This is a genomic window from Anaerostipes rhamnosivorans (assembly GCF_005280655.1).
Taxonomy (GTDB): Bacteria; Bacillota; Clostridia; order Lachnospirales; family Lachnospiraceae; genus Anaerostipes; species Anaerostipes rhamnosivorans.
The window spans coordinates 1,026,855-1,048,918 of the sequence record NZ_CP040058.1; the positions used below are offsets into that span (position 1 = coordinate 1,026,855).

Below are 22,064 nucleotides of genomic sequence, written 5' to 3' on the forward strand. Positions count from 1 at the left end.
TCAAAACTGTCATACAGTGATTAACAGTAACAAGAGTTGTATTGAAATAGCATAAGGGGTGTGCTATCTGTGGCAAGCCTGGGATTAACAGTAACAAGAGTTGTATTGAAATGTGATAGGTTTATCAATCCAGTCTGGATTCAGGCCGATAAACAGTAACAAGAGTTGTATTGAAATAAAACAACAACTTGCTCACTATCCTGTACTAAATTGATTAACATTAACAAGAATTGTATTGAAATTGTTGACGATAATACAAATCAAACAGATCTTGATATGATTAACAATAACAAGAGTTGTAAAAATTCGTTATCCTAATTAATTTTAATATATCAAAACGGACAATAGAGACTATCCAACTTTATTTAAATTAAATAATTATTATATGTAGGGACAGGGACATTTCTGTCCCTGATTTTGTGTTGTACTAAACTGCTATATTCATGTTATAGTTTCCTGATTTCTTCATCCTTATATCTCAAGGAACTAACTTACAAAAGTTTTCACCAATTTGGAGGATTGCTTTTGAACCAGGCCGGGAGCATTGGTGAAAATTCATAGGTTTTATGTTATGATAAAAAGGTATAACACAAAGGAGGATTTATGAGATTTGGATACGATATTCCGGATTCTTTTTGGAGCTTATTCCGCTCTGTGAACCGGGATCTTTACATAGAGGCGCTGTTGAAGATCAGCGAAGAATATGAATACAACAACTACTTTTTGAGCAGGGAAGTCTGTATCCAGGTCCTGAGTGACTGGAACGCGGACAAGCGTATCTGGCTTCAACGAGAAGAATTTGAGTCAGAGCTGGATGTGTTGGAGACTCCGCCCAACCGGATTTTAAACTGGCTCATAAAGACCGGATGGCTGAAGAAGCTGGACGATTTTGCCACACTCACATCCAACATCGTGATCCCGGACTATGCGGCTGTTTTTCTGGAGGCTTTTGAACAGCTGGTGAATCCACAGATGGAGGACACCGAGATTTATATCCAGAACGTGTATGCTACCCTATTTTCTTTTCAGAATGATAAAAGGATCAACCTGGGCATGCTGAAAACCGCCCTGATTAATACAAAAAAACTCAACAAAGCACTTCAGGATCTGCTCCATAACATGGATAAGTTTTTTGGACGCCTGTTAAAACAGCAGTTTTACGGGGATGTCCTGTCAGAACATTTGGAAGGATATGTGGAGGAGATTGTCAAGAAAAAGTATCATATGCTGAAAACCAATGACAATTTCTATCTGTATAAAATGGATATCAAGAGATGTCTGCAGCAGATGAGGGAGGACGTAGTTTGGATCGAAAAGGTCCGTGCCAAAGCCAGGGCAGAGGGCCGGGATGAAAAGGAAGATGTGCTGGAAACCCTGGATGCCATAGAGCGCGGTTTTGACGATATAGAGCACAGGATCGCCAATATGGACAAAGAACATTCCAAGTATGTGCGGGCTACGGTGACGAGACTGAACTACATGCTCAGCGGCGAGGCGGATATGAAAGGATTGGTCGTGAGCCTGTTAAAGCATTTGGAAACAGACAGGGCAAAAGAAGAGAGGCTTACAAAGGTGGCGGAAAAAATGAATCTTTCCCGGCTTGAAGTCCTCTCAGAAAAGTCTCTGTACAGAAGGAAAAAAAGAAAAGATTTTATCAGCAGGCTGGAACCGGATGAGGACATGCCGGAGCTTACCAGAGAAGAAGTATTAAAGCTGAATAAGATCCATACCAGATACAGTAAAAAGGAGATTGAAGAATTCCTGGAGAGCCATATGAAGGATGGATATATGGAAATGAAGGATGTGGAGATCAGCGATAATGAGGCTTTTGAAAAGCTGATCCTGGCCTACGACTACTGTACCAGAAAGAACAGCCGCTATCAGGTAGTGGAGAGAGAAGAAACGATGCTGGAAAATGGGAAATACCGTTATCCGGATCTGTTATTTGTGAGGAGAAAGGCATGATCGAATATTACGAACGGTTAAGCGATGAGGAAAAAGACGATATCAAGCGCATCATCCAGCTCTTGTTCCGTCAGACCTTCGTGCTGGAACGAAAATACGAAAAGAGGAGCGGCAGATTTACGTTTCAGAAGGATTTCAGGATATTGAATCAGCACCTGGAATTTCTAAGAGAATATTTTGCCATAGCAGGGTTAGAGTTGCACGAGAGCAGTCATATGGGGATTTTCTATATACAGGGGGAGACAGTGCTGGGGGAAAAGCTTCCGAAGCTGGCCACCATTTATCTGCTGATCCTTAAGCTTATTTATGATGAGCAGATGGAGGCGGCATCCACGAGCAGCTACGTGTACACATCTCTGGGGGAGATCAACGAAAAGATCGGGGATTTTCATCTGCTGAAAAACCTTTCATCCGCGACAGAGATGAGAAAGACCATTTCCCTGCTGAAACGGTATCAGATCATAGAACCTATGGATGTGCTGGAAGACCTCAACGAGGAAAGCCGGATGGTCGTATACCCATGTATTAATGCGGTCTTGCTGGGGGATGACGTGCAGAAGCTGATTGAGACATTTACAGAGGAGGACGAACGTGGAGAAGACGAAGGAGAACAAGCAGGCATTCAAAGCACTATCGAAGATCTGTCTGAATAACTGGCATTATATTGAGAAAAAGGTGCTTTCCTTCAGCGAAGGCATCAATTTCTTTACGGGACATTCCGGGAGCGGAAAATCCACAGTCATTGATGCCTTGCAGATCGTCCTCTATGCCAATACAGACGGAAGGGGATTTTTCAACAAGGCGGCGGCTGATGACTCAGACAGGAGTCTGATCGAATACCTGAGAGGCATGATCTCTGTAGGTGACAACAATGAGGTCAAATATATAAGAAACAAAAATTTTTCTACAACCATTGTACTGGAGCTTGAACAGACGGTCACCCGGGAAAAGGAATGTGTCGGTGTTGTTTTTGACGTGGAGACAGCCACCAATGAAATCTCCAGGCTGTTTTTCTGGCATAAGGGAGGGATCCCTGAACACCACTACCGGAAAGAGGGCCGAGCCATGGCCACCAGTGAAGTGAGAGAATATATCCAGACCAACTTTGCCAGAGAGGAGTTCTATTTCGGTACAAGCAACGAACGGTTCAGGAGACAACTCTACGATATTTATCTGGGAGGTTTAGATGCAGATAAATTTCCAAGGCTTTTTAAGCGGGCCATACCGTTTAAAATGAACATCAAGCTGGAAGATTTTGTGCGGGAATACATCTGCATGGAACAGGATATTCAGATCGAGGATATGCAGGAAAGTGTCCTCCAGTACGGAAGAATGCGGAAAAAGATCGAGGACACTTTAAAGGAGATCACAAGCCTGAAAGAGATCAGGGACGGCTATGGCCATTTTACTGAAGCGGGGAAAGACGTGGAGATCTGCCAGTACCGTCTTGAAAAACTCATGATGCTCCAATTAAAAGAGCAGATTAAGGATCTGAGGGAAAAGATGGAGAAGGCAGAGGGAGATAAACAGCAGCAGGAGGAGAGCAGGAAAAAGCTGTCTGACGAGCTGTCCGTCCTTGCCGCAGAATATGACGATCTGGTAAAACAGATCGCGAACAGTGGTTTTGAGAATCTCAAAACAGAGCTTACAGGTGTAAACGAACTGCTGGAACAGCTCACAAGGAATAAGGCGGCATGGCAGCAGACATGCGCCCAGCTGGAGCAGTGGAAGGACCTGGATGTGACACCAAACCAGACGATCTGGGATATCGAAAGCTTTTGTAAGGGAAATATAAGTCTTGGGGAGCTTCGGAGACTCCGTCACAGCTTAAAGACGATCCGGGAAGAAGTGGAGAATGACCGGCAGGAGGCTTCCTCAGAACTGAGGAGGATCAAAAAGCGGGAAAAGGAGATCACAACAGAACTTGCCGAGCTGAAAAAAGGAAACAAGGCTTATCCGAGAGAGCTGGAAGATGCCAGGTATGAGTTCCAGACTCGTTTAAGCACCAGGTTTGGCAAGGCTGTAAAGGTTCATATCCTTGCGGACCTTTTGGATATGAAATCAGAGACATGGCATAAAGCGGTGGAAGGATATCTGGGCTCTAATAAGCTGTCTATGGTTGTGGAGCCGGCCTATGCAAAAGCAGCCATGGAAGTTTACAGGGAGATGGACGGAAATAAGTTTTTCCGGGCCTCTGTGTTAGATACAGAACGGGTTCAAAAAGAGAAACCTGTTGTTGCAGTCCAGGCGCTGGCTGAGGAAGTTATCGCAAAGGAGCCTTATGTCCGTGCTTTTGTGGACCTGCTTCTGGGCAGGGTTATCAAGTGTCATACCATCGATGAACTCAGGCAGCAGAGGACAGGGGTGACACCGGACTGCCTGCTCTATAAGAATTTCCAGTTAAAAAGGCTGAATCCAGCAGACTATACCAAGCGGTCCTATATCGGTGAGAGCAGTATGAAGCAAAGGATCAAGGATCTTAATCAGGAGTTAAAACAGCTGGAGGCCAGGAAACAGCCGTTTGCGGATATGGTGTCGAAGTCAGAAGAGATACTGGGACTGGAAACTCTGGGGCGTTCTGAGGAAGAGTACATAGAGCAGCAGAAAGCTTTGGCTGTGATGAAGGAAAAAACAGAGCAGAAAAAGCATCTGGAAACCAAAATGCTGAAGATGAAAGAGGAATCCATCGACGCATTGGAGGAACGGCAGCGGGAAAATAAAGAACTTCAGGCAAAGAAACAGGAATTGCTGAGCGAAGTGACAAAGGCTGTCTGGAACCGGGAAAGACAGATTGAAGACTGGCAGAGGCTTCACCTTTCCACAAATAGTGAGCTTACGGAACGGGAGCGGAGCTTCCAATTCAATGAAGAACTGGAACAGGCATTTGAGGACTACATGAAAGACCGGAGCGCTTCTAACTACGAGAATCTGAAAAATGGGACCATCCGAAAGATCAGACAGGCAGAAGAGAAAAAAGAGGAAGTGTACAGAGAACTGGTAGAACTGCGGTCCGCTTATTTAAGAGAATATCCCAACCGGACATTTTCACCGGCGATCGAGTACAATGAGCCGTATGAGAAACTTCTGTCCACATTGGAATGTGACCACCTTTCCGACTATCAGGAAAGAGCCAGGGAGCAGGCCAGATCAGCGGCGGAACATTTCAAGGATGATTTTATCTCCAAGATCAGATACGCTATACTGGAGGCTTATCAGAGAAGGGACGAGCTGAACCGCATTATAAGCAGACTGGACTTTGGAAAGGATAAATATCAGTTCCGTATCACAAAAAACAAGGGACCGGATGGAATTTATTATCCGATGTTTATGGATGAATCCCTGAAGATTGATCCTTCTACGCTGGACGCATCTATGGACCATCAGATGAATCTGTTTTCCATGGAACATGAGAGCCGGTACGGGGAGGTCATGAGCGACCTGATCGATATCTTTATACCGCCGGAGAATGCATCACCGGAGGAGCTTGATGAGGCCAAACGGAACATGGAAAAATATGCAGATTACAGGACTTACCTTTCATTTGATATGGAACAGATTGTAGAGGGAGAAGAAAAACTCACCATTGGACTCAGCAGAATGATCAAGAAAAACTCAGGGGGTGAGGGGCAGAATCCTCTCTATGTTGCACTGCTGGCAAGCTTTGCCCAGGCCTACCGGATCAATCTGTCTCCTAAGATCAGAAGAAGCCCTACCATACGGCTTGTGGTCCTGGATGAGGCATTCTCAAAGATGGATGCAGAGAAGGTGGCAAGCTGTATAGAGCTGATACGGGGACTTGGATTCCAGGCCATCATAAGCGCCACCAATGACAAGATCCAGAACTATCTGGAGAATGTAGACAAGACCTTTGTCTACGCCAATCCAAACAAAAAGAGCATATCAATCCAGGAATTTGAAAAACGGGAGTTTGACAGTCTTTTGGAGGAAGCGGAGAATGAAGAGGGAACTGCTTAACATTATCATAGAAAAAACAGAACGGTCATCTTTGGACTGGAAGGAAGGAGCGCAGGGAAACCGCTCCTTCCTGGTCCATCAGGAACTGTATGACCAGGTGGGAAAGACAGAGTTTATAACACAGGCAAAGGAGCTTGAGAAACAGGGATTGATCACCATTCAATGGGAGAGCGTGGGGAATGATATCCGTAAGATTTGCTATGCTCTCCGGGATCTTCCACGTATGTATGAACAGTTGGGAATTCCTCCTAAGTCACAAGTCATAGAAGAACAAAGACGGGCTGTGGATGAGTTTTCCTTATCCGTTGAAGGAGTGTGGATAAAAGAATACCTGAACCATTGTCTGACACGTCTGGAAAAAGGAAATGTTCCCTCCGAATTTTCAAAAAGGGATCTGTTGTTTCAATGTCTTAAAGAGATGGACCGGTTAAAGGAGCCATTATATAAAAGAGTGTTCAGTAAATACTGTCTGGGAGACTCTAAGGTTTTTGAAAATGAGTTCCAGAGCACTGTGCTCTCCATTGCCAGAAAATTTCACCCGGGGATAGAAGAGGGAATGAATGATACCCAGATCTTGTCCCAGCTTTTGATCGAGGAATATTCTCAGGAACTGGCATTAAAGGGGCCTCTGTGGATCAGAGTGGACGGGAAGAAGATAAATCTCGGGGAATTCCGGTTTGGTGCGGTTCTGAATTCGCTGACGCTGACTCACGCAATGCCGGAAAAGGGAGAAAACATCAAAAGAGTCCTGACCATAGAGAATAAGGCAAATTATATGGCCATGCCGTATGATGAAGAGATGTTGATCATATATAGTCATGGGTTCTTTACTCCGAAGGAGAGGGAATTTCTGATCAATCTGCGGGATATGCTGCCAAAAGGGACTCAATATTTTCATTCCGGCGATCTGGATTACGGAGGCATCCGGATTTATTCGTATATCAAACAGAAAATATTTCCCGAGGTAAAACCATGTCAGATGGACACAGAAACCTACCGGAAATATGAAACATATGCAGTTTGCATGGAGCCAGGGATATTAAAAAAACTGAAATGTATGGATATGGGTGAAATACCTGAATTGACTGTACTCAGAGACCTGTTGGCCAGAAAAGGCAAAGCACTGGAACAGGAGAGCTTTTTACTAATACCAAAAGAAGATGTGGATATTAGTAAAAAACACTGTCACTGATTTAGTCCTGGGTTCCGAAGATGAGACTGTGCAGATTGACATCTTTTAATTCCTTTTCCAGGGATTCCTGTACCCTGATGAGGCCTTTTTTTATGTGGCATGGGTCTTCACAGACAGAAGCCCTGGTGCATTCATAACCTTCTTGAAAGCAGGCATTGATGCAGAAGTCACTTCCGAGGCCGTGGATCAGGTCATAGAGGCTTACATCGTGCAGGTCGGCTGTCAGCCGGCAGCCCCCCTCTGCCCCTCTCATAATGATGATCCATCCGGCTTTCTCTAACTTTTTAATAATGCGGTATGCAAACTGCTTCGGTGTGGCTTCCAGACTGCATATCTCTTCTATGGAACGTTTTTCTCCGTCACTTAAAGCCCTTAAAATCCGCAGGGCATAATCGGTTTCTCTTGAAATCAGCATACGGTTCTCCCTCCTTATCTTAGTGAAAATATACCAAACTAAAAAATACCTGTCAATGGAACCGGGCAAATTCTTTCAGAGAAAAAATCCAAGTCTGCAGAAAATTCTGCAGGCCTGGATTTTTTTAAATGGGTTTTTACTGTTTCATAGATTCTATCAGGCCGTCTGCCAGCGTATCCATATCATCTCCATTATCTTCTGTCATGGAGGACATAAGGGTTACCTGCTCATCCAGCACATCCATCTCTCTCATGTCATCGATAAATTCTCTCATAAGGGAACCGGACTTGCAGGCCCAGGAGCCGTTTTCAATGACGGCAAAGGTCCGCTTCTGAAGGTTTAACGCCTTCATATCCATCAGATAATTATGCATCAGAGGATAGATGCCCAGGTTGTAGGTGACTGAAGCCAAAACAATATGGCTTAACCGGAAGGTCTCAGAGATTAGCTGGGATACATGGGTGTTGGAAACGTCATACATCACAACATTGGTCATGCCCTTTTCACAAAGCCTGGCCGCCAGATTCTGGGCGGCGGCCTCCGTGTTGCCGTACATGGAAGCATAGACGATCATCACACCCTGTTCCTCCGGCTCATAGCGGCTCCATTTATCATACTTTTCCAGGAAATATCCCAGGTCACTCCGCCACACCGGTCCGTGTAACGGGCAGATCATTTTAATATCGATGGTTCCGGCCTTCTTCAGCAGAGACTGCACATGAGGGCCATACTTTCCTACGATATTTGTATAGTATCTTCTGGCATCATCAATCCAGTCCCGGTCAAAATTTACTTCATCGTTAAACAGTTTTCCGTCCAGGGCGCCGAAGGATCCGAAAGCATCGGCGGCGAACAGGATGCCATCCGTGATATCAAAACTTACCATAGCTTCCGGCCAATGGACCATCGGGGCGGATACGAAGGTCACTTCGTGTTTTCCGAAGGACTGCACATCGCCTTCCGTTACCTCGATCATGTGGCCATCCACGTCAAATCCAAACTGGCGCATAAGCATAAATGCTTTTTCTGTACTGATGATCTGCACCTCCGGGTGGCGCAGCAGCACTTCCTCAATGGAAGCGCCGTGGTCCGGCTCCATATGATTGATGACCATGTAGTCGAGAGGCCTTCCGCCAAGAACATATTCTATGTTTTCCAGGAACTGACGGCCAATGGACCAGTCTACGGTATCAAACAAAACGGTCTTTTCATCCAGCAGCAGGTAGGAGTTGTAAGAAACTCCTCTGGGAATGGGATGGATATTTTCAAACAGGGCCAGGCGGTGGTCATTGCCGCCAACCCAATATAAATCTTCGGTTACTTTTCTAACACAATGCATGGATCATACCTCCTTTTGATCTGTAATCCAACCTTGGGATATTTATACTTCAATAAACATGTCTTTTGATTCACCGCAGTCCGGACAGATCCACTCTTCCGGCAGCTTTTCAAACAGAGTGCCCGGCTCGATCTCACCCTCCGGATCTCCATTGGCCGGATCATATTCATATCCGCATCCATTACAGACATATCGTTTCCAGGTAGGTACGGTCTTTTTAGGCTTAGCGCGTTTCATCTTCTTCATAGGAGGAGCCGGCTGTTTCGGTTCCCCGTTATCCAGGGCCTGTGTCAGCAGCGGAAGGATTTCTTCCACATCTCCCACGATGCCGTAATCTGCATTTTTAAAGATCGGAGCATTGGCGTTGGTATTGATGGCCACAATCGTAGTAGCATCTTTAATACCTTTCAAATGCTGGCCGGCTCCAGAAATACCGCAGGCGATGTACAGGTTTCCGTTAAATTTCTGACCTGACATTCCAACGTAGCGGTTGATCGGCACATACTTTAAGGTCTCCGCCACCGGACGGGAAGAACCAATAGCAGCCCCGGCCTGCACAGCCAGATCTTCGATGAGTTTCATATTTTCTTTGGGTCCGATGCCCTTTCCAGCACTGACCACGCGGTCCGCCTTGGAGATTGGGGTATCTAAGTCAATTCCAACTGTAAAGTCATATCCATCTTTTTTTAAGGCTTCTACCACAGTCTCAACCCGTTCCTGGGCGGAACCGTCTTTTAAGATCATTTTCTTGCGGGCGCCTGTCAAAGGATCTTTCTTCCGTGTGGTCTGTGTCTTCGGCATCTTTCCGATGATGTGGGAAGCGATGACAACTCTCTGGATCTCATTGGTGCCCTCATAGATCGTACAGATTTTTGCATCCCTGTACGCTCGTTCCACATCCATTCCTTTCAGATAGCCAGTGCCTCCAAAGATCTGGAGAGCATCATTTACGACTTCCAGGCAAATGTCTGAGGTGTACTGTTTTGCCATGGCAGATTCCAGACCATATGGCTCATGATTCTCTTTTAAGTCTGCAGCGCTGTATACGAGCAGGCGGGCAGTTCTTAATTTGGTAGCCATGTCAGCAAGTTTAAAGGCGATTGCCTGCTGTTGGCAGATGGGACGCCCAAACTGCTCTCTTTCTTTGGAGTATTCCAGTGCGTTTTCATAGGCTCCCTGGGCAATGCCAAGCGCCTGGGCAGCGATACCGATACGGCCTCCGTCCAGTGTGGCCATGGCGATCTTAAAGCCTTCCCCTTCTTTGCCCAGAAGATTCTCTTTTGGTACTTTTACATCGTTAAAGATCAGCTCAGCGGTGGAAGAGGAACGGATGCCCATCTTGTCGTAGTGATCCCCGAACGTAAAGCCTTCCCAGCCCTTTTCAACGATAAAGGCGCTGATGCCGTGGGTTCCGATATCCGGGGTAGTGACCGCAAAGACTACATAGGTGTCGGCTTTGTCGGCATTGGTGATGAAGATCTTGCCGCCGTTTAGTATGTAGTGGTCCCCCTCCAGAACTGCTGTGGTCTCAGTTCCTCCGGCATCACTTCCGGCATTAGGTTCTGTAAGGCCGAATGCGCCTAGTTTTTCTCCTGACGCAAGCGGTACCAGATATTTTTGTTTTTGTTCTTCTGTTCCAAAAGCAAAGATCGGATAGCTTCCAAGGGAAACATGGGCGGATAAAATGACACCTGTTCCGCCGTCCACTCTGGAGAGTTCTTCTACGGCAATGGCATAACTGAGCACATCAGCCCCGGCCCCGCCGTATTCTTTTGGATATGGCAGCCCCATCATTCCCATCTTCGCAAACTTCTCAATAGCCTCTGTTGGGAATTCATTTTCCTTGTCTAAGAGGAAGGTGAGAGGTTTCACTTCGGTTTCTGCAAATTCCCTGACTTTCGCGCGCAGGGCTTCATGAGCTTCGGTTGTTTGAAATAACATATTAAGCCTCCTTTGATTCGGTACCCTCTGGGACACACCCTGGTCTCATGCCTTTTGGGCAGGTGTGTTTCATACGATAAGGTACTTAAAATACTATGATAGAAACGTTGAAAATATAAACTTGATTGATTAAGTAAAGTATATGTTGCTTCCAGTATATACCTATGATTTGTGGAAGTAAATAGCTTTGAGATAAACTTGATTAAGTTTGTATAGTATCACAAAAAAAGAGGAGAAATACTGTTAGTATTCACGAGGATTTTTATCCATTATCTCCAGTTAAATCTGGAAAGGTGTCCTTCCGATCATGGAGAAAAATAGTTGGAGGTGGCGCCTTTTGGTTGGAAGCTTTCCTGGGACGACAGAATTAGGTGAGGAGATTATTGAGTGATCTTATATTTTAAAAGTGAATATGATCCACAATGGTGATTTCCCAACCTGAAAATTTGAAAAGACCCGGGGAATCCCCAAACTAAGCCAATGAATGGGTTTTTGGCATTAAAATTAAAAAAAATGAAATCGGTTGGGAAAAAAGAGAGCAAACATTGATTTTATCAGGAAAACTGACTATAATAAAAAAGAAGAATGGCTTAAAAGCGTTGGATAAACATTAACAAAAGTTGTATTGAAATTTCCAGCGGAAATTAAGGATACAGCATCCTTTACTGATAAACATTAACAAGAGTTGTATTGAAATCGTTTCCATTTGCGTCTGTTGTAGCAGAAGTGATGATAAACATTAACAAGAGTTGTATTGAAATGCAATATTACCGCCAAACCGGCCCGTTTCGCAACTCGATAAACATTAACAAGAGTTGTATTGAAATGTCATCTGGAAACAAAAGATGACGGCCGGCAGAAGAGATAAACATTAACAAGAGTTGTATTGAAATCAGCGAAAGCAAAAGAAATGGGTGCTGCTACAAAGATAAACATTAACAAGAGTTGTATTGAAATCAACGAATTAAAGCTACTTTCTAATCGGGTACAAGCGATAAACATTAACAAGAGTTGTATTGAAATGATGAAGTTCGATTGCACTGATTGTTAGAACTTACGATTATCATTAACAAGAGTTGTATTATAGCTAAGTCCCAGGAACTCACGAATATCAACTTACGGTCATACTTCGCTGGATGACAGACTTTTCTTATTCATTACCCTATAGTATCCATGGCAGACTTAGGTTTGACCTTCTGTAGATTTAGGGAAACTATTATTTATAAATCCGGCATTGCCGGATTTTTTGTTTTTTACATTACCAAGGTGATTCAAACCTCCCTCTAAGCAAAATGCACACAAAGGTAACATTTTCCCCATGATTTCCGTTCGGCTCTTAGAATGATTCGCTCTAATTATGTAGAACATGGACGTAGTGTTTGCTGGACATGGATGACGGCTAAACAGAAGGTGCCATTCTGCGATTTTCTCAAAAAAACTCTTTCACTCTTTCTTATTTCTATGTTACAGTATAAATTAGTGTTTTCTGTCCGGAAACGGTGAAAAGTGTCGGACAGAGAATGATTTTATCAAATGACGATGGAGGAGATTGAATTGGTAACAATAGCAAATTATCTGAGGCCGGAAAGTCTTGAGGAAGCCTATGAGCTTAACCAGAAGAAGGCAAACCGGGTTCTTGGGGGGATGATGTGGCTTAGGCTCTGTTCACCGCGCATACAAAATGCCATTGACTTGTCCGGACTTGATTTAGACTATATAAAAGAAACAGAAGAAGCATTTGAGATCGGGGCAATGTGTTCTTTGAGAGGCCTGGAGACGCATCAGGGACTGGAAGCCTGTTTTGACGGAGCAGTCAGGGAGAGTCTGCGCCATATCGTAGGTGTACAGTTCAGGAATCAGGCTACAGTTGGAGGCAGTATATACGGCCGGTTTGGATTTTCTGACGTGCTGACCTGTCTGCTGGCCCTGGATACGGAAGTAGTCCTGGTCCATGCAGGAAAAATAACACTTGCTGAGTTTATAAGCAGGAAAAGGGACCGTGATATCCTGGAAAAGATCATCATTAAAAAGGATCAAAGAAAGATTGTTTATTTATCCCAGAGGGCAACCAAAACTGATTTTCCAATGGTGGCCTGCGCTGTTTCCAAAAAAGAAGACACGTGGTATATTTCCATCGGAGCCAGACCGGTCAGGGCTGAACTGGCTGTCATCAGCGGGGAGCCTGTATCGGCAGAAGCTTTAGCGGGGCAGGCAGTTTCAGAAATGAAGTTCGGAAGCAATATGAGGGGCAGCAGCGAGTACCGACAGGCGGTGGCAGAGGTGCTCGTGAAGCGTGCAGCAAAGATGATTTTGGAGGAAGCATAAGGGATGAAAGTTAAATTTCAGTTAAATGGAAAACAGCAGACTGCTGTCATTGAGCCGGACTGCATGCTGCTGGATTTATTGAGAGAATTGGGATGCTACAGCGTAAAGAGAGGCTGTGATACTACTAACTGCGGGCTGTGTACTGTCTTGGTAGACGGAAAGCCGTCTCTGTCCTGTGCCATGCCGGCAGCCAGAGCAGAGGGAAAAGAGATCACAACATTGGAAGGGATTCAGGAAGAAGCAGCGGACTTCGGAAGTTTTCTAGCAAAGGAAGGCGCGGAACAGTGCGGATATTGTTCTCCGGGATTCATTATGAACGTGATCGCAATGACCAGAGAGCTTGAAGATCCAAGCATGGATGAGATCAAAGAATACCTGGCAGGCAATCTGTGCCGTTGTTCCGGTTATGAGGGGCAGATGCGCGCCATTCAGAACTATATGAAAGAAAAAGGAGGACAGTCATTATGAGATCAGTCAATACCTCTGTCCCAAAAGTAGATTCTATGGCATTGGTGACCGGAAAGCCGGTCTATACAGATGACCTGGCGCCGAAAGACTGCTTGATCGTAAAGGTTTTAAGAAGTCCGCATGCCCACGCGGTCATTAAGAAGATTGACACCGAAAGAGCCATGAAAGTGCCGGGAATCGAATGTATCCTGACCCATGAGGACTGCCCGGACAAAAGGTTTACTATGGCAGGACAAACATATCCGGAGCCGAGTCCTTATGACCGCAGGATCTTAGATGACCGGGTGCGTTTTGTGGGGGATGCGGTGGCTGTCATCGCAGGTGTATCCGAAAAAGCAGTGGAAAAGGCTATGAAGCTTGTAAAAACAGAGTATGAGATACTTGAGCCGGTCCTGGATTTCAGAAAGGCCAAGGATCAAAAGATCCTGGTGCATCCGGAAGAGAACTGGAAGGCTTTATGCGAGGTCGGAGCGGATAACAAAAGGAACCTCTGTGCCAGCCATGAAACGGTAGAGGGTGATATTGACCAGGTGCTGAATGGATGTAAGTATTATGTGGAAGAAACCTATCATACGAAAGCCAACCAGCAGGCAATGATGGAAAACTTCTGCACGGTTACCCATATGGACACTTACGGAAGACTGAATGTGGTTTCCTCCACCCAGGTTACCTTTCATGTGAGAAGGATCCTGGCCCATGCCCTGGATATCCCAAAGTCCAGGATCCGTGTGGTAAAGCCAAGGATCGGGGGAGGCTTTGGGGCAAAGCAGACTGTGGTGACCGAAGTATATCCGGCACTTGTAACCTTAAAAACAGGCAAGCCTGCCAAGATTGTCTATACAAGAGAAGAGTCCTTTATCGCATCCAGTCCCCGGCATGAGATGGAGATGAAAGTGCGGATCGGCGCAGACGAAGATGGGATCATCAAGGGGATCGATGTCTATACACTGTCCAATACCGGGGCATACGGGGAGCACGGGCCCACGACTGTGGGGCTTTCCGGCCATAAGTCGATCCCGCTGTACGGAAAGGCCGAGGCATTCCGTTTTGCATATGACGTTGTATACACCAATGTGATGTCAGCCGGGGCTTATCGGGGATATGGGGCTACTCAGGGGATTTTTGCCGTGGAGTCCGCAGTCAATGAACTGGCCCATAAGATGGGAATGGATCCGGTTAAGCTGAGGGAACTGAACATGGTGAGAGAAGGCCAGATCATGCCTGCCTATTATGGTGAGACCGCCACAAGCTGCACACTGGACCAATGTGTAAAGCGTGTGAAGGAAATGATCTCATGGGATGAGAAATATCCGAGAAAAGACATGGGAAACGGGAAAGTCAGGGGTGTCGGACTGGCGCTTGCCATGCAGGGGTCTGGGATTTCCAATGTGGATACGGCAGCAGTTTCAATAAAGGTAAACGATGACGGATTTTACAGTTTGATCATCGGCGCATCTGATATGGGAACCGGGTGCGATACGATCCTGGCCCAGATGGCCGCTGACTGTCTGGACTGTGATATGGAACAGATCATTGTCCATGGGGTGGATACTGATGTCTCTCCGTATGACAGTGGATCCTATGCGTCCAGCACGACCTATGTTACGGGAATGGCTGTGGTTAAGACATGCGGAGTCTTAAGAGAAAAGATTCTGAAAAAAGGTGCCCAGTATCTGGAATGTCCGTTGGAAGAGGTAGATTTTGACGGGAAAAGGGTTTTCCACCTGGAAAGTGGAAAGGAAATATCTTTAAAAGATATTGGAAACCAGGTCATGTGCGGCAATGAGGAGGCACTGCAGGCCAGCGAGTCCCACTCTTCACCTACATCACCCCCGCCGTTTATGGCAGGTGCAGCGGAAGTAGAAGTGGACATGGAGACAGGAGCCGTAGAACTTATTGATTTCGCAGCTGTAGTGGACTGCGGAACGGTGATTAATCCAAGCCTTGCAAGGGTTCAGACAGAGGGCGGCCTGGCGCAGGGAATCGGAATGGCATTATATGAAGAAATTCTTTACAATAAAAAAGGAAAGACATCGGCCAATTCTTTTATGCAGTATAAAATTCCTACAAGACTGGACACCGGAAATATCCGGGTAGAATTCCAGAGCAGTTATGAGCCGTCAGGACCTTTTGGAGCCAAATCTATTGGGGAGATCGTGATTAATACTCCAAATCCGGCCATCGCAGAGGCAGTGTATAACGCCTCAGGAGTAAGAGTGAGAGAACTTCCGATCACAGCGGAAAAGATTTATATGGGAATGAAAAAAAGATAGAAACCTAAAAAACTTTGTTCCGAAAAGAAGAGTCTATGAAAGAAATTTTATAGAACTCTTCTTTTTTCTTTCTGGCTTTTAAAGAAATAAGGCTGCAGCGCAGTATACAAGCAAAAGGGCCATAATGATGTTAACAAGCTTCATGTGTTTGGAGAAAAATTTACAAAATGCCGCTCCGAACAATGCCCATACAAAAGAACCAGAAGCACCGATTATAGACAATATTGCAGTGAAGCCTATTAAGGCTGTGGTAGAATGATAAACAGGTAAGATATAGAGCGACATTGCAGTAATCGCATAGATGTAAATTTTAGGATTGACAAATTGTAATATCATACCTGAAAGAAAACTAGCCTCTTTTCTACCATCCGCACTTAATTCAGAAGAACTATTCCAAACTTTCCATGCAAGGTACAGCATGTAAGCTGCCCCCAATATCTGCATGACGATTTTTACTTTAGGGAGAACTGAGTAAAGGGTTGCACTAAAGGCCGTACAAACAGACATAACAACTGCAAATCCGGCTAGTATGCCGAGATTAAAATGAATGCTCCGGCGGAATCCCAGCCGGATTGCATTACTCATGGAAAGCAGATTGTTTGCTCCCGGTGTATAGGCAGTGATAAAACAATAAATTAAAAAATCAAATAAATGGAACATATATAACCTCTTTCTGCTAAAGTGATGAAAATGTAGTGGCCTCATTGTTCTGACCTGGTTCCTCTTGGCTTTACAAAACAAGATCAAAATCGTATAATAATACAAAACGAATATTATATTGTACTTGTATGATATAATAATATATTTTGTGCGTTATAATGTCAATGGGAAGGAGAGATTTATTTTGGATTCAATGAATATGATCGTTGCTAAGAATATAAAAAGGATGCGGGAAGAAAACAAATTAAGTATGGAGGAGCTCGCAAAGTTGAGCACTGTCAGCAAAAGTATGCTTGCACAAATTGAACGAGGTGATGGCAACCCAACCATATCTACTTTATGGAAAATTTCAAATGGAATGAAAGTGCCGTTTGACGCTTTGACTGTCCGTCCAAAAAGTCCATATGAGATTGTAAAAACATCAGAGATTCAGCCAATACTCGAAGATAATGGAAAAGTTAAAAACTATTCAATTTTTCCGGATAATGAAAACCGCAGATTTGCGGTATATTATCTGGAATTAGATGAGAGCAGTTATTGGGAATCTCAACCCCACTTAAAGGGGACCACAGAATTTATTACAATCTTTACAGGGGAAATTGAGATCTATGCTGACGGTCAGAGATTTATAGTTAAAAAAGGCGAGAGTATACGTTTTAAGGCCGATGCCATTCATTCGTACAAAAATATTGGAAAAGAAACGGCCAAGTTACACATGATATTATTTAATCCATAAGTATGACATTTTCCACATGATTTCCGTTCGGCTCTTAGAATGCCTCACTCCAATCATGTAGAAAATGAACGTAATGTCTGCTGGACCATGTTGCTGCAATACTAAAGGCACCATCTATGATAGTTTTTCTCCATTGTCGGAAGGAGTCCTTTCCAGAGTCGACTGGAGACAATGGAGAAAAACTATCGTACTTATAAAAACTTTTGTTTACTTTTGTTCGGTTATGTATTGCACTATCATGTTACCTGTGGTAATATATAGCTATAAACACAAGGAAACAAAAATAAACGCAGGTGAACGAAATGGAGGGCTCAGAGATGAAGATCACAGCAGAACAGTTGGCAAATATGGTGGATCACACGAATTTAAAGGCGTTTGCAGACAATGGGATGTTTGAAAAGCTTTGCGGAGAGGCAAAACAGTATCAGTTTAAGATGGTAGCCATCAACCCGGCTCAGATAAAACGGTGTAAAGAATTGCTTCAGGGAAGCCCGGTGCATGTGGGAGCGGCGATCGGTTTTCCTTTAGGGCAGACAACACTGGAGTGCAAAGTCTTTGAGACAGAGGATGCCATTTCAAAAGGAGCAGATGAGATTGACTATGTGATCAACGTGGCGGAAGTAAAAAACAGGAATTATGAGTACATAAAAGAAGAGATGGAGCAGATCACAGAGGTGTGCCGGAGGGCGGGTGTCACCAGCAAAGTGATCTTTGAGAATTGTTATCTAACCGATGAGGAAAAGAAAAAAGTGGCGGAGATCGCAAAAGAAGTAAAGCCTGATTTTATCAAGACATCCACAGGCTTTGGTACCGGCGGGGCAACGGTGGAGGATGTAAGGCTTATGAAGTCTGTGGTAGGAGATGCAGTGAAGGTAAAAGCTGCCGGAGGCATCCGGGACTTAGAAACTGCACTTGCTATGGTGGAGGCCGGAGCAGAAAGGCTTGGAACCAGCGCAGGTGTTGAAATCGTCAAAGAAATGCAGAGTCAAGGGAGGTAGCACAATGAAAGAAGTCAAGGTTTGTCTGATCGGATCAGGAAGGGCCGGCATGGTCCACGCACACAATTATACGGGAAGTGTTCCAAACGCAAGGATCATCGCAGTCTGTGATCCTATGGAGGAGACCGCAAAAAGTGCGGCAAAAGAACTGGGGATTGAACTGTATTATACAGATTACAGAGAAGTCCTGAAAAATGAAGAGATCAATGCTGTCTATATTGTGACTCCCACAAAGTACCATAAAGAGATTGCCGTTGCAGCAGCTGCTGCCAAAAAGCATATTTTCTGTGAAAAACCGATGGCAATGAACGAGGAAGAGTGCGATGAGATGATCAAAGCAGCCGAGGAACATCAGGTCAAGCTTCAGATCGGATTTATGAGGCGTTTCGACGAGAGCTTCCAGGAGGCGAAGGCTATGATCGCAGAAGGAGAGATCGGAGATATCGTTCTGGTCAAGTCCCATTCCAGAGGACCCAGCAAGCCCAAAGAATGGATGTATGATATCAAAAAGAGCAACGGTCCTTTAGCAGAGGTCAGCAGCCACGACATTGACACGGTCCGCTGGTTTGCGGAGAGTGAACTGAAAAGTGTCTATGCCATCGGCGGGAATTTCAGAAATAAGGAGATCAAGGAGCAGTACCCTGACTTTTATGACAACGTGATCATGACCGGTGAGTTTGAAAACGGGATCCATGCCTGTGTGGAAGGGGCTCAATATGTCCAGTATGGCTATGATGCCCGAGTGGAGATCCTTGGAACAAAGGGAGTCATCTGTCTTGGAGATATCCACGAAAAGAAGATTCTCACTTGTACGCCAAACCATGAGCTGAAACGCCCGACGACCCGGAGTTGGAAGTTCTTATTTAAAGATGCCTACTTAGCGGAAGACAGGAGCTTTATCCGTTCTATTTTAGATGATACAGAGGTGGAATGCAGCGGCCTGGACGGAAAAATGGCCGTGAGGATCGTAAAAGCAGGTAACGAATCCATTGTAGAGAAAAAGATTGTGACATTATAAAGGGAGAGACTGACAGGAGGACCGTATGTTTGCAGAGGAACGAAAAGAAGAGATTATGAGACTTTTAAAGGAAAATAAGAGGGTGAGCAGTGCCGAGTTGTCCAGCCTCTTTGAAGTAAGCGGAACTACGGTCCGCACGTACCTGATGGAACTGGAAAAGGCCGGGAGGCTTACGAGAACCCACGGCGGGGCTCTGTTAAATGAAGATATTTTAAATGTGGAAGAATCCATTGCCACAAGAAAGCAAAAATATCTCAGGGAAAAACAAAAGGCGGCCCAGAAAGCCAGAACAATGATATCCGACGGAGATACGATCCTGCTTGACAGCGGGACCACCATGTTAGAGCTTGCGAAGCTGTTAAAGGATGCAAAGAAATTGACGGTTGTGACCAATGACCTGCCTGTTGCAATGGAACTCCAGAAGATAGAGGGAGTTTACTTGATCCTGATCGGCGGGCATGTGCGGACGGCCTTTGAGAGCACTGTGGGCAGCATGGGGATGAAGTTTCTCGAAAACATATCGGTTGAGAAAGCATTTATGTCATCGGATGGGGTTTCTTTGTCCAAGGGTGCGACCACTCCCAACATAGACCAGGCAGAGATTAAAAAGGAAATGATGGCGGCGTCCGACCACAGTTATCTGGTCTGCGATACGTCCAAAATAGGAAAACGGACCATTTGTACTTATGCAAAGATTGAAGCCTTTGACGGATTTATCCTGGATGAATCCCTTCCCAATGAATTAAAGGAGGCGTTTGAAAGCCTCGGCACTGTCATTTATTAAAACATTGAAGAAATCGTTCATGGTCTAAGGATGCCCCCTTCTTTTCCACCACTGCAGCAGAGATAAGATTGGCTGTTTGGACCGCTTCTGGAAGAGAGCAGGCAAGTTTTCTAAGTGCGATAACAGCTCCTATGTGGGCGTCACCGGCTCCGGTGGCGTCCACTTGTTTTGCATTTCGGGACGGCAGAAAGCGGCCGTTTTCATGCTCCAGGCAGTAGGCACCCTTTTCTCCTAGCGTAATGACCACATCCTGTTTGGTTTTTGCAAAGATTGCCCGGGCGGCATGGTCTGTGTCTGCTGCGCCTGTGAGTGTTTGCGCCTCTGTTTCACTTAGATGTACGACAGGATGCAGAGCAAAAATGCGGTCCATCAGCTCCTTTGGCTGTTTTTCAATCCGTGGACCCGGAGCGTAATAGATCTGAATACCGGGATTCTGTTCTAAAAATTCAACGATATGTTCCCCAGTCTTTTCTTCAATCTCCAGGCCGCACACATAGACCGTGTCAAACTGTGAGACATCGATCAGATCAAACCATTCTTTTTGAAACAGATATTCAGCTCCGTGAAAGGAGGCGAAGGACCGTTCTCCTGAGGAATCTACAAAACAGTAACAACAGCCGTTTGGGGAATCTGGGACCGGAAGGGCCGGTGTGATCCCACGCTTCTTCCATTCCTCCCTGATAAAATCGCCGTAAATCCCGGTGCCGGCCGGGGAGAACAACAAATGCGGTATCTGGAAATGCCGGATGATATCGGATACGTTAAAGGCACAGCCTCCGATACACAGCCGCTGATCTATAATATGCACATCTTCGCCGGACCTGGGCAGTCTTTCCACATCTATGATCACATCCGCCACAGAAGAGCCGATAATTAAAACTTTCTTTTCTTGGTTCATATTTTTTCCTCCATGTCTTATGATATAATAAAACATAAAAAAATCAAACAGGATAGAGGAGAATCGAAAAAATGAGAAAAAAGATTTTGACCGTTGTTCCAATGAGTGATACATATAAAGAAAAACTGGAAGGGATTGCAAAGGACTGTGACATTACCTATTCCTCCTATGAGGATGTGAACAGAGAAATGGTCCAGGAGGCCAATATCATCATTGGAAATGTTCCCGCATGGATGATCGGCATGTCTGGACGCCTGGAGCTTCTGCAGCTGAATTCCTCCGGGACAGACGCTTACATGGGAGTGAATATTTTAAACAGAAAGACTATCCTGACCAGTGCCACCGGGGCATACGGAAAAGCTGTGGGTGAGCATATGTTCGCCATGCTTTTGTCCATACAGAAAAAACTGCATGTGTACCGGGATAACCAAAACCGATGTGACTGGTCCGATGAAGGCCAGGTTCTTTCACTGACCGGAAATAAGGTGCTGATCGCGGGAGTTGGAAATATTGGACTGTCCTTTGCCAGAATGATGAAAGCATTTGATTCCCATATCATCGGGATCAAACGGAGAATAGGGGAGTGCCCAGAAGGGGTCGATGAGCTGCATACGATGGAGGAACTGGATGACTTGCTGCCCAAGGCGGATGTGGTCCTGTCAATTCTTCCAAACACACCGGCGACAAGGAATGTTTTTGGAAGGCAGCAGTTTAAGAAGATGAAAAAGTCAGCTATATTTATGAACGCTGGACGGGGAAATGCCGTAAATACGGAGGATTTGTGCAATGCTCTGATCGCAGGGGATATTTATGCAGCGGGACTTGAGGTGACCGATCCTGAGCCGCTTCCTCAGGAACACCGCCTGTGGAATATTAAAAATGCGGTGATTACACCCCATGTCTCAGGAGATTTCCATCTGCCGCAGACCCTGGACTTTATTGCGGATATTGCAGTAGAAAATGTCAGAAGGTATCTGAATGGAGAGGAACTGTGTCATGTGGTAGATTTTCAGACAGGATATTGTAAATAATCATTGTAGTTCACTGGGAAATAATATATAATAATAGTAATCGTTA

The 22,064-nt window shown here is 45.1% G+C and carries 17 protein-coding genes and 2 CRISPR repeat arrays (1 of these 19 only partly in view); of the genes, 12 read left to right on the forward strand and 5 right to left on the reverse strand.

Annotated elements, in window-relative coordinates; all coding sequences use genetic code 11:
• Positions 1 to 242: direct repeats of the CRISPR family, unit length 30 nt; unit sequence GATTAACAGTAACAAGAGTTGTATTGAAAT; it begins 114 nt to the left of the window's first position.
• 361 nt (positions 243 to 603) lie between these two features.
• From AR1Y2_RS05030 to AR1Y2_RS05045, 4 genes are read left to right on the forward strand one after another with little or no spacing between them, the layout of a single operon-like run.
• Entirely contained in the window at positions 604 to 1,965 is a 1,362-nt protein-coding gene (locus AR1Y2_RS05030; protein ID WP_137327985.1) for a Wadjet anti-phage system protein JetA family protein, read from the forward strand.
• On the forward strand, positions 1,962 to 2,618 hold the full coding sequence (locus AR1Y2_RS05035) for a DUF4194 domain-containing protein (RefSeq protein ID WP_137327986.1): 657 nt from the start codon (positions 1,962 to 1,964) through the stop codon (positions 2,616 to 2,618). Before AR1Y2_RS05030 ends, AR1Y2_RS05035 begins: the two co-directional genes overlap by 4 nt.
• The gene (locus AR1Y2_RS05040; RefSeq protein ID WP_137327987.1) at positions 2,557 to 5,940 is read left to right on the forward strand and encodes an ATP-binding protein; all 3,384 of its coding nucleotides are present in this window, start codon (positions 2,557 to 2,559) and stop codon (positions 5,938 to 5,940) included. Before AR1Y2_RS05035 ends, AR1Y2_RS05040 begins: the two co-directional genes overlap by 62 nt.
• On the forward strand, positions 5,921 to 7,132 hold the full coding sequence (locus tag AR1Y2_RS05045) for a Wadjet anti-phage system protein JetD domain-containing protein (protein ID WP_137327988.1): 1,212 nt from the start codon (positions 5,921 to 5,923) through the stop codon (positions 7,130 to 7,132). The genes AR1Y2_RS05040 and AR1Y2_RS05045 overlap by 20 nt, the downstream gene beginning before the upstream one ends.
• Position 7,133: 1 nt before the next feature.
• On the opposite strand, the gene AR1Y2_RS05050 is transcribed toward AR1Y2_RS05045, so the two are convergent.
• The 3 genes from AR1Y2_RS05050 to AR1Y2_RS05060 form a co-directional block, all read right to left on the reverse strand.
• The gene (locus AR1Y2_RS05050; protein ID WP_137327989.1) at positions 7,134 to 7,547 is read right to left on the reverse strand and encodes an RrF2 family transcriptional regulator; all 414 of its coding nucleotides are present in this window, start codon (positions 7,545 to 7,547) and stop codon (positions 7,134 to 7,136) included.
• A gap of 136 nt (positions 7,548 to 7,683) precedes the next feature.
• Positions 7,684 to 8,886 carry an FprA family A-type flavoprotein gene (locus tag AR1Y2_RS05055; RefSeq protein WP_137327990.1) on the reverse strand — a complete coding sequence of 401 codons (1,203 nt, stop codon included), beginning with the start codon at positions 8,884 to 8,886 and terminating at the stop codon, positions 7,684 to 7,686.
• A gap of 42 nt (positions 8,887 to 8,928) precedes the next feature.
• A complete protein-coding gene (locus AR1Y2_RS05060) occupies positions 8,929 to 10,827 on the reverse strand; it encodes an acyl-CoA dehydrogenase family protein (RefSeq protein ID WP_137327991.1) in 1,899 nt (632 codons plus the stop codon).
• A gap of 602 nt (positions 10,828 to 11,429) precedes the next feature.
• Positions 11,430 to 11,915: a CRISPR direct-repeat array (repeat unit 30 nt; unit sequence GATAAACATTAACAAGAGTTGTATTGAAAT).
• A 445-nt stretch (positions 11,916 to 12,360) separates the two neighbouring features.
• Between AR1Y2_RS05060 and AR1Y2_RS05065 the strand changes: the two genes are divergently transcribed.
• From AR1Y2_RS05065 to AR1Y2_RS05075, 3 genes are read left to right on the forward strand one after another with little or no spacing between them, the layout of a single operon-like run.
• Complete coding sequence (locus tag AR1Y2_RS05065; RefSeq protein ID WP_137327992.1) at positions 12,361 to 13,152, forward strand: FAD binding domain-containing protein; 792 nt, start codon at positions 12,361 to 12,363, stop codon at positions 13,150 to 13,152.
• 3 nt (positions 13,153 to 13,155) lie between these two features.
• On the forward strand, positions 13,156 to 13,620 hold the full coding sequence (locus AR1Y2_RS05070; RefSeq protein WP_137327993.1) for a (2Fe-2S)-binding protein: 465 nt from the start codon (positions 13,156 to 13,158) through the stop codon (positions 13,618 to 13,620).
• Complete coding sequence (locus AR1Y2_RS05075) at positions 13,617 to 15,893, forward strand: xanthine dehydrogenase family protein molybdopterin-binding subunit (RefSeq protein WP_137327994.1); 2,277 nt, start codon at positions 13,617 to 13,619, stop codon at positions 15,891 to 15,893. Before AR1Y2_RS05070 ends, AR1Y2_RS05075 begins: the two co-directional genes overlap by 4 nt.
• 78 nt (positions 15,894 to 15,971) lie before the next feature.
• Here the strand turns inward: AR1Y2_RS05075 and AR1Y2_RS05080 are convergent, their stop codons facing one another.
• Entirely contained in the window at positions 15,972 to 16,553 is a 582-nt protein-coding gene (locus tag AR1Y2_RS05080; protein ID WP_137327995.1) for a LysE family transporter, read from the reverse strand.
• Between the two features lie 184 nt (positions 16,554 to 16,737).
• Between AR1Y2_RS05080 and AR1Y2_RS05085 the strand changes: the two genes are divergently transcribed.
• From AR1Y2_RS05085 to AR1Y2_RS05100, 4 genes are all read left to right on the forward strand, one after another.
• Positions 16,738 to 17,289 (forward strand): helix-turn-helix domain-containing protein, encoded by a 552-nt coding sequence (locus tag AR1Y2_RS05085; RefSeq protein ID WP_137327996.1) that lies wholly within the window; start codon positions 16,738 to 16,740, stop codon positions 17,287 to 17,289.
• Between the two features lie 302 nt (positions 17,290 to 17,591).
• Positions 17,592 to 18,287 carry a deoxyribose-phosphate aldolase gene (gene deoC, locus AR1Y2_RS05090; RefSeq protein ID WP_137327997.1) on the forward strand — a complete coding sequence of 232 codons (696 nt, stop codon included), beginning with the start codon at positions 17,592 to 17,594 and terminating at the stop codon, positions 18,285 to 18,287.
• Positions 18,288 to 18,291: 4 nt separating this feature from the next.
• Positions 18,292 to 19,305, forward strand: coding sequence for a Gfo/Idh/MocA family oxidoreductase (locus AR1Y2_RS05095; protein ID WP_137327998.1), 1,014 nt, complete (start codon positions 18,292 to 18,294; stop codon positions 19,303 to 19,305).
• A gap of 25 nt (positions 19,306 to 19,330) precedes the next feature.
• Positions 19,331 to 20,089, forward strand: coding sequence for a DeoR/GlpR family DNA-binding transcription regulator (locus AR1Y2_RS05100; protein ID WP_137327999.1), 759 nt, complete (start codon positions 19,331 to 19,333; stop codon positions 20,087 to 20,089).
• On the opposite strand, the gene AR1Y2_RS05105 is transcribed toward AR1Y2_RS05100, so the two are convergent.
• A complete protein-coding gene (locus AR1Y2_RS05105) occupies positions 20,079 to 20,987 on the reverse strand; it encodes a PfkB family carbohydrate kinase (protein ID WP_137328000.1) in 909 nt (302 codons plus the stop codon). The genes AR1Y2_RS05100 and AR1Y2_RS05105 overlap by 11 nt on opposite strands.
• A 71-nt stretch (positions 20,988 to 21,058) precedes the next feature.
• Here AR1Y2_RS05105 and AR1Y2_RS05110 point away from each other — a divergent pair, with 71 nt between their 5' ends.
• Entirely contained in the window at positions 21,059 to 22,018 is a 960-nt protein-coding gene (locus tag AR1Y2_RS05110; RefSeq protein ID WP_137328001.1) for a D-2-hydroxyacid dehydrogenase, read from the forward strand.
• Positions 22,019 to 22,064 lie beyond the last annotated feature (46 nt).

Excerpts from the sequence above, each read along its gene's own strand:
- AR1Y2_RS05030 (WP_137327985.1), top strand. The coding sequence starts at position 604 with ATGAGATTTGGATACGATATTCCGGATTCTTTTTGGAGCTTATTCCGC.
- AR1Y2_RS05035 (WP_137327986.1), top strand. The coding sequence starts at position 1,962 with ATGATCGAATATTACGAACGGTTAAGCGATGAGGAAAAAGACGATATC.
- AR1Y2_RS05045 (WP_137327988.1), top strand. The coding sequence starts at position 5,921 with ATGAAGAGGGAACTGCTTAACATTATCATAGAAAAAACAGAACGGTCA.
- AR1Y2_RS05050 (WP_137327989.1), bottom strand. The coding sequence starts at position 7,547 with ATGCTGATTTCAAGAGAAACCGATTATGCCCTGCGGATTTTAAGGGCT.
- AR1Y2_RS05055 (WP_137327990.1), bottom strand. The coding sequence starts at position 8,886 with ATGCATTGTGTTAGAAAAGTAACCGAAGATTTATATTGGGTTGGCGGC.
- AR1Y2_RS05060 (WP_137327991.1), bottom strand. The coding sequence starts at position 10,827 with ATGTTATTTCAAACAACCGAAGCTCATGAAGCCCTGCGCGCGAAAGTC.
- AR1Y2_RS05065 (WP_137327992.1), top strand. The coding sequence starts at position 12,361 with ATGACGATGGAGGAGATTGAATTGGTAACAATAGCAAATTATCTGAGG.
- AR1Y2_RS05070 (WP_137327993.1), top strand. The coding sequence starts at position 13,156 with ATGAAAGTTAAATTTCAGTTAAATGGAAAACAGCAGACTGCTGTCATT.
- AR1Y2_RS05075 (WP_137327994.1), top strand. The coding sequence starts at position 13,617 with ATGAGATCAGTCAATACCTCTGTCCCAAAAGTAGATTCTATGGCATTG.
- AR1Y2_RS05080 (WP_137327995.1), bottom strand. The coding sequence starts at position 16,553 with ATGTTCCATTTATTTGATTTTTTAATTTATTGTTTTATCACTGCCTAT.
- deoC (WP_137327997.1), top strand. The coding sequence starts at position 17,592 with ATGGAGGGCTCAGAGATGAAGATCACAGCAGAACAGTTGGCAAATATG.
- AR1Y2_RS05095 (WP_137327998.1), top strand. The coding sequence starts at position 18,292 with ATGAAAGAAGTCAAGGTTTGTCTGATCGGATCAGGAAGGGCCGGCATG.
- AR1Y2_RS05100 (WP_137327999.1), top strand. The coding sequence starts at position 19,331 with ATGTTTGCAGAGGAACGAAAAGAAGAGATTATGAGACTTTTAAAGGAA.
- AR1Y2_RS05105 (WP_137328000.1), bottom strand. The coding sequence starts at position 20,987 with ATGAACCAAGAAAAGAAAGTTTTAATTATCGGCTCTTCTGTGGCGGAT.
- AR1Y2_RS05110 (WP_137328001.1), top strand. The coding sequence starts at position 21,059 with ATGAGAAAAAAGATTTTGACCGTTGTTCCAATGAGTGATACATATAAA.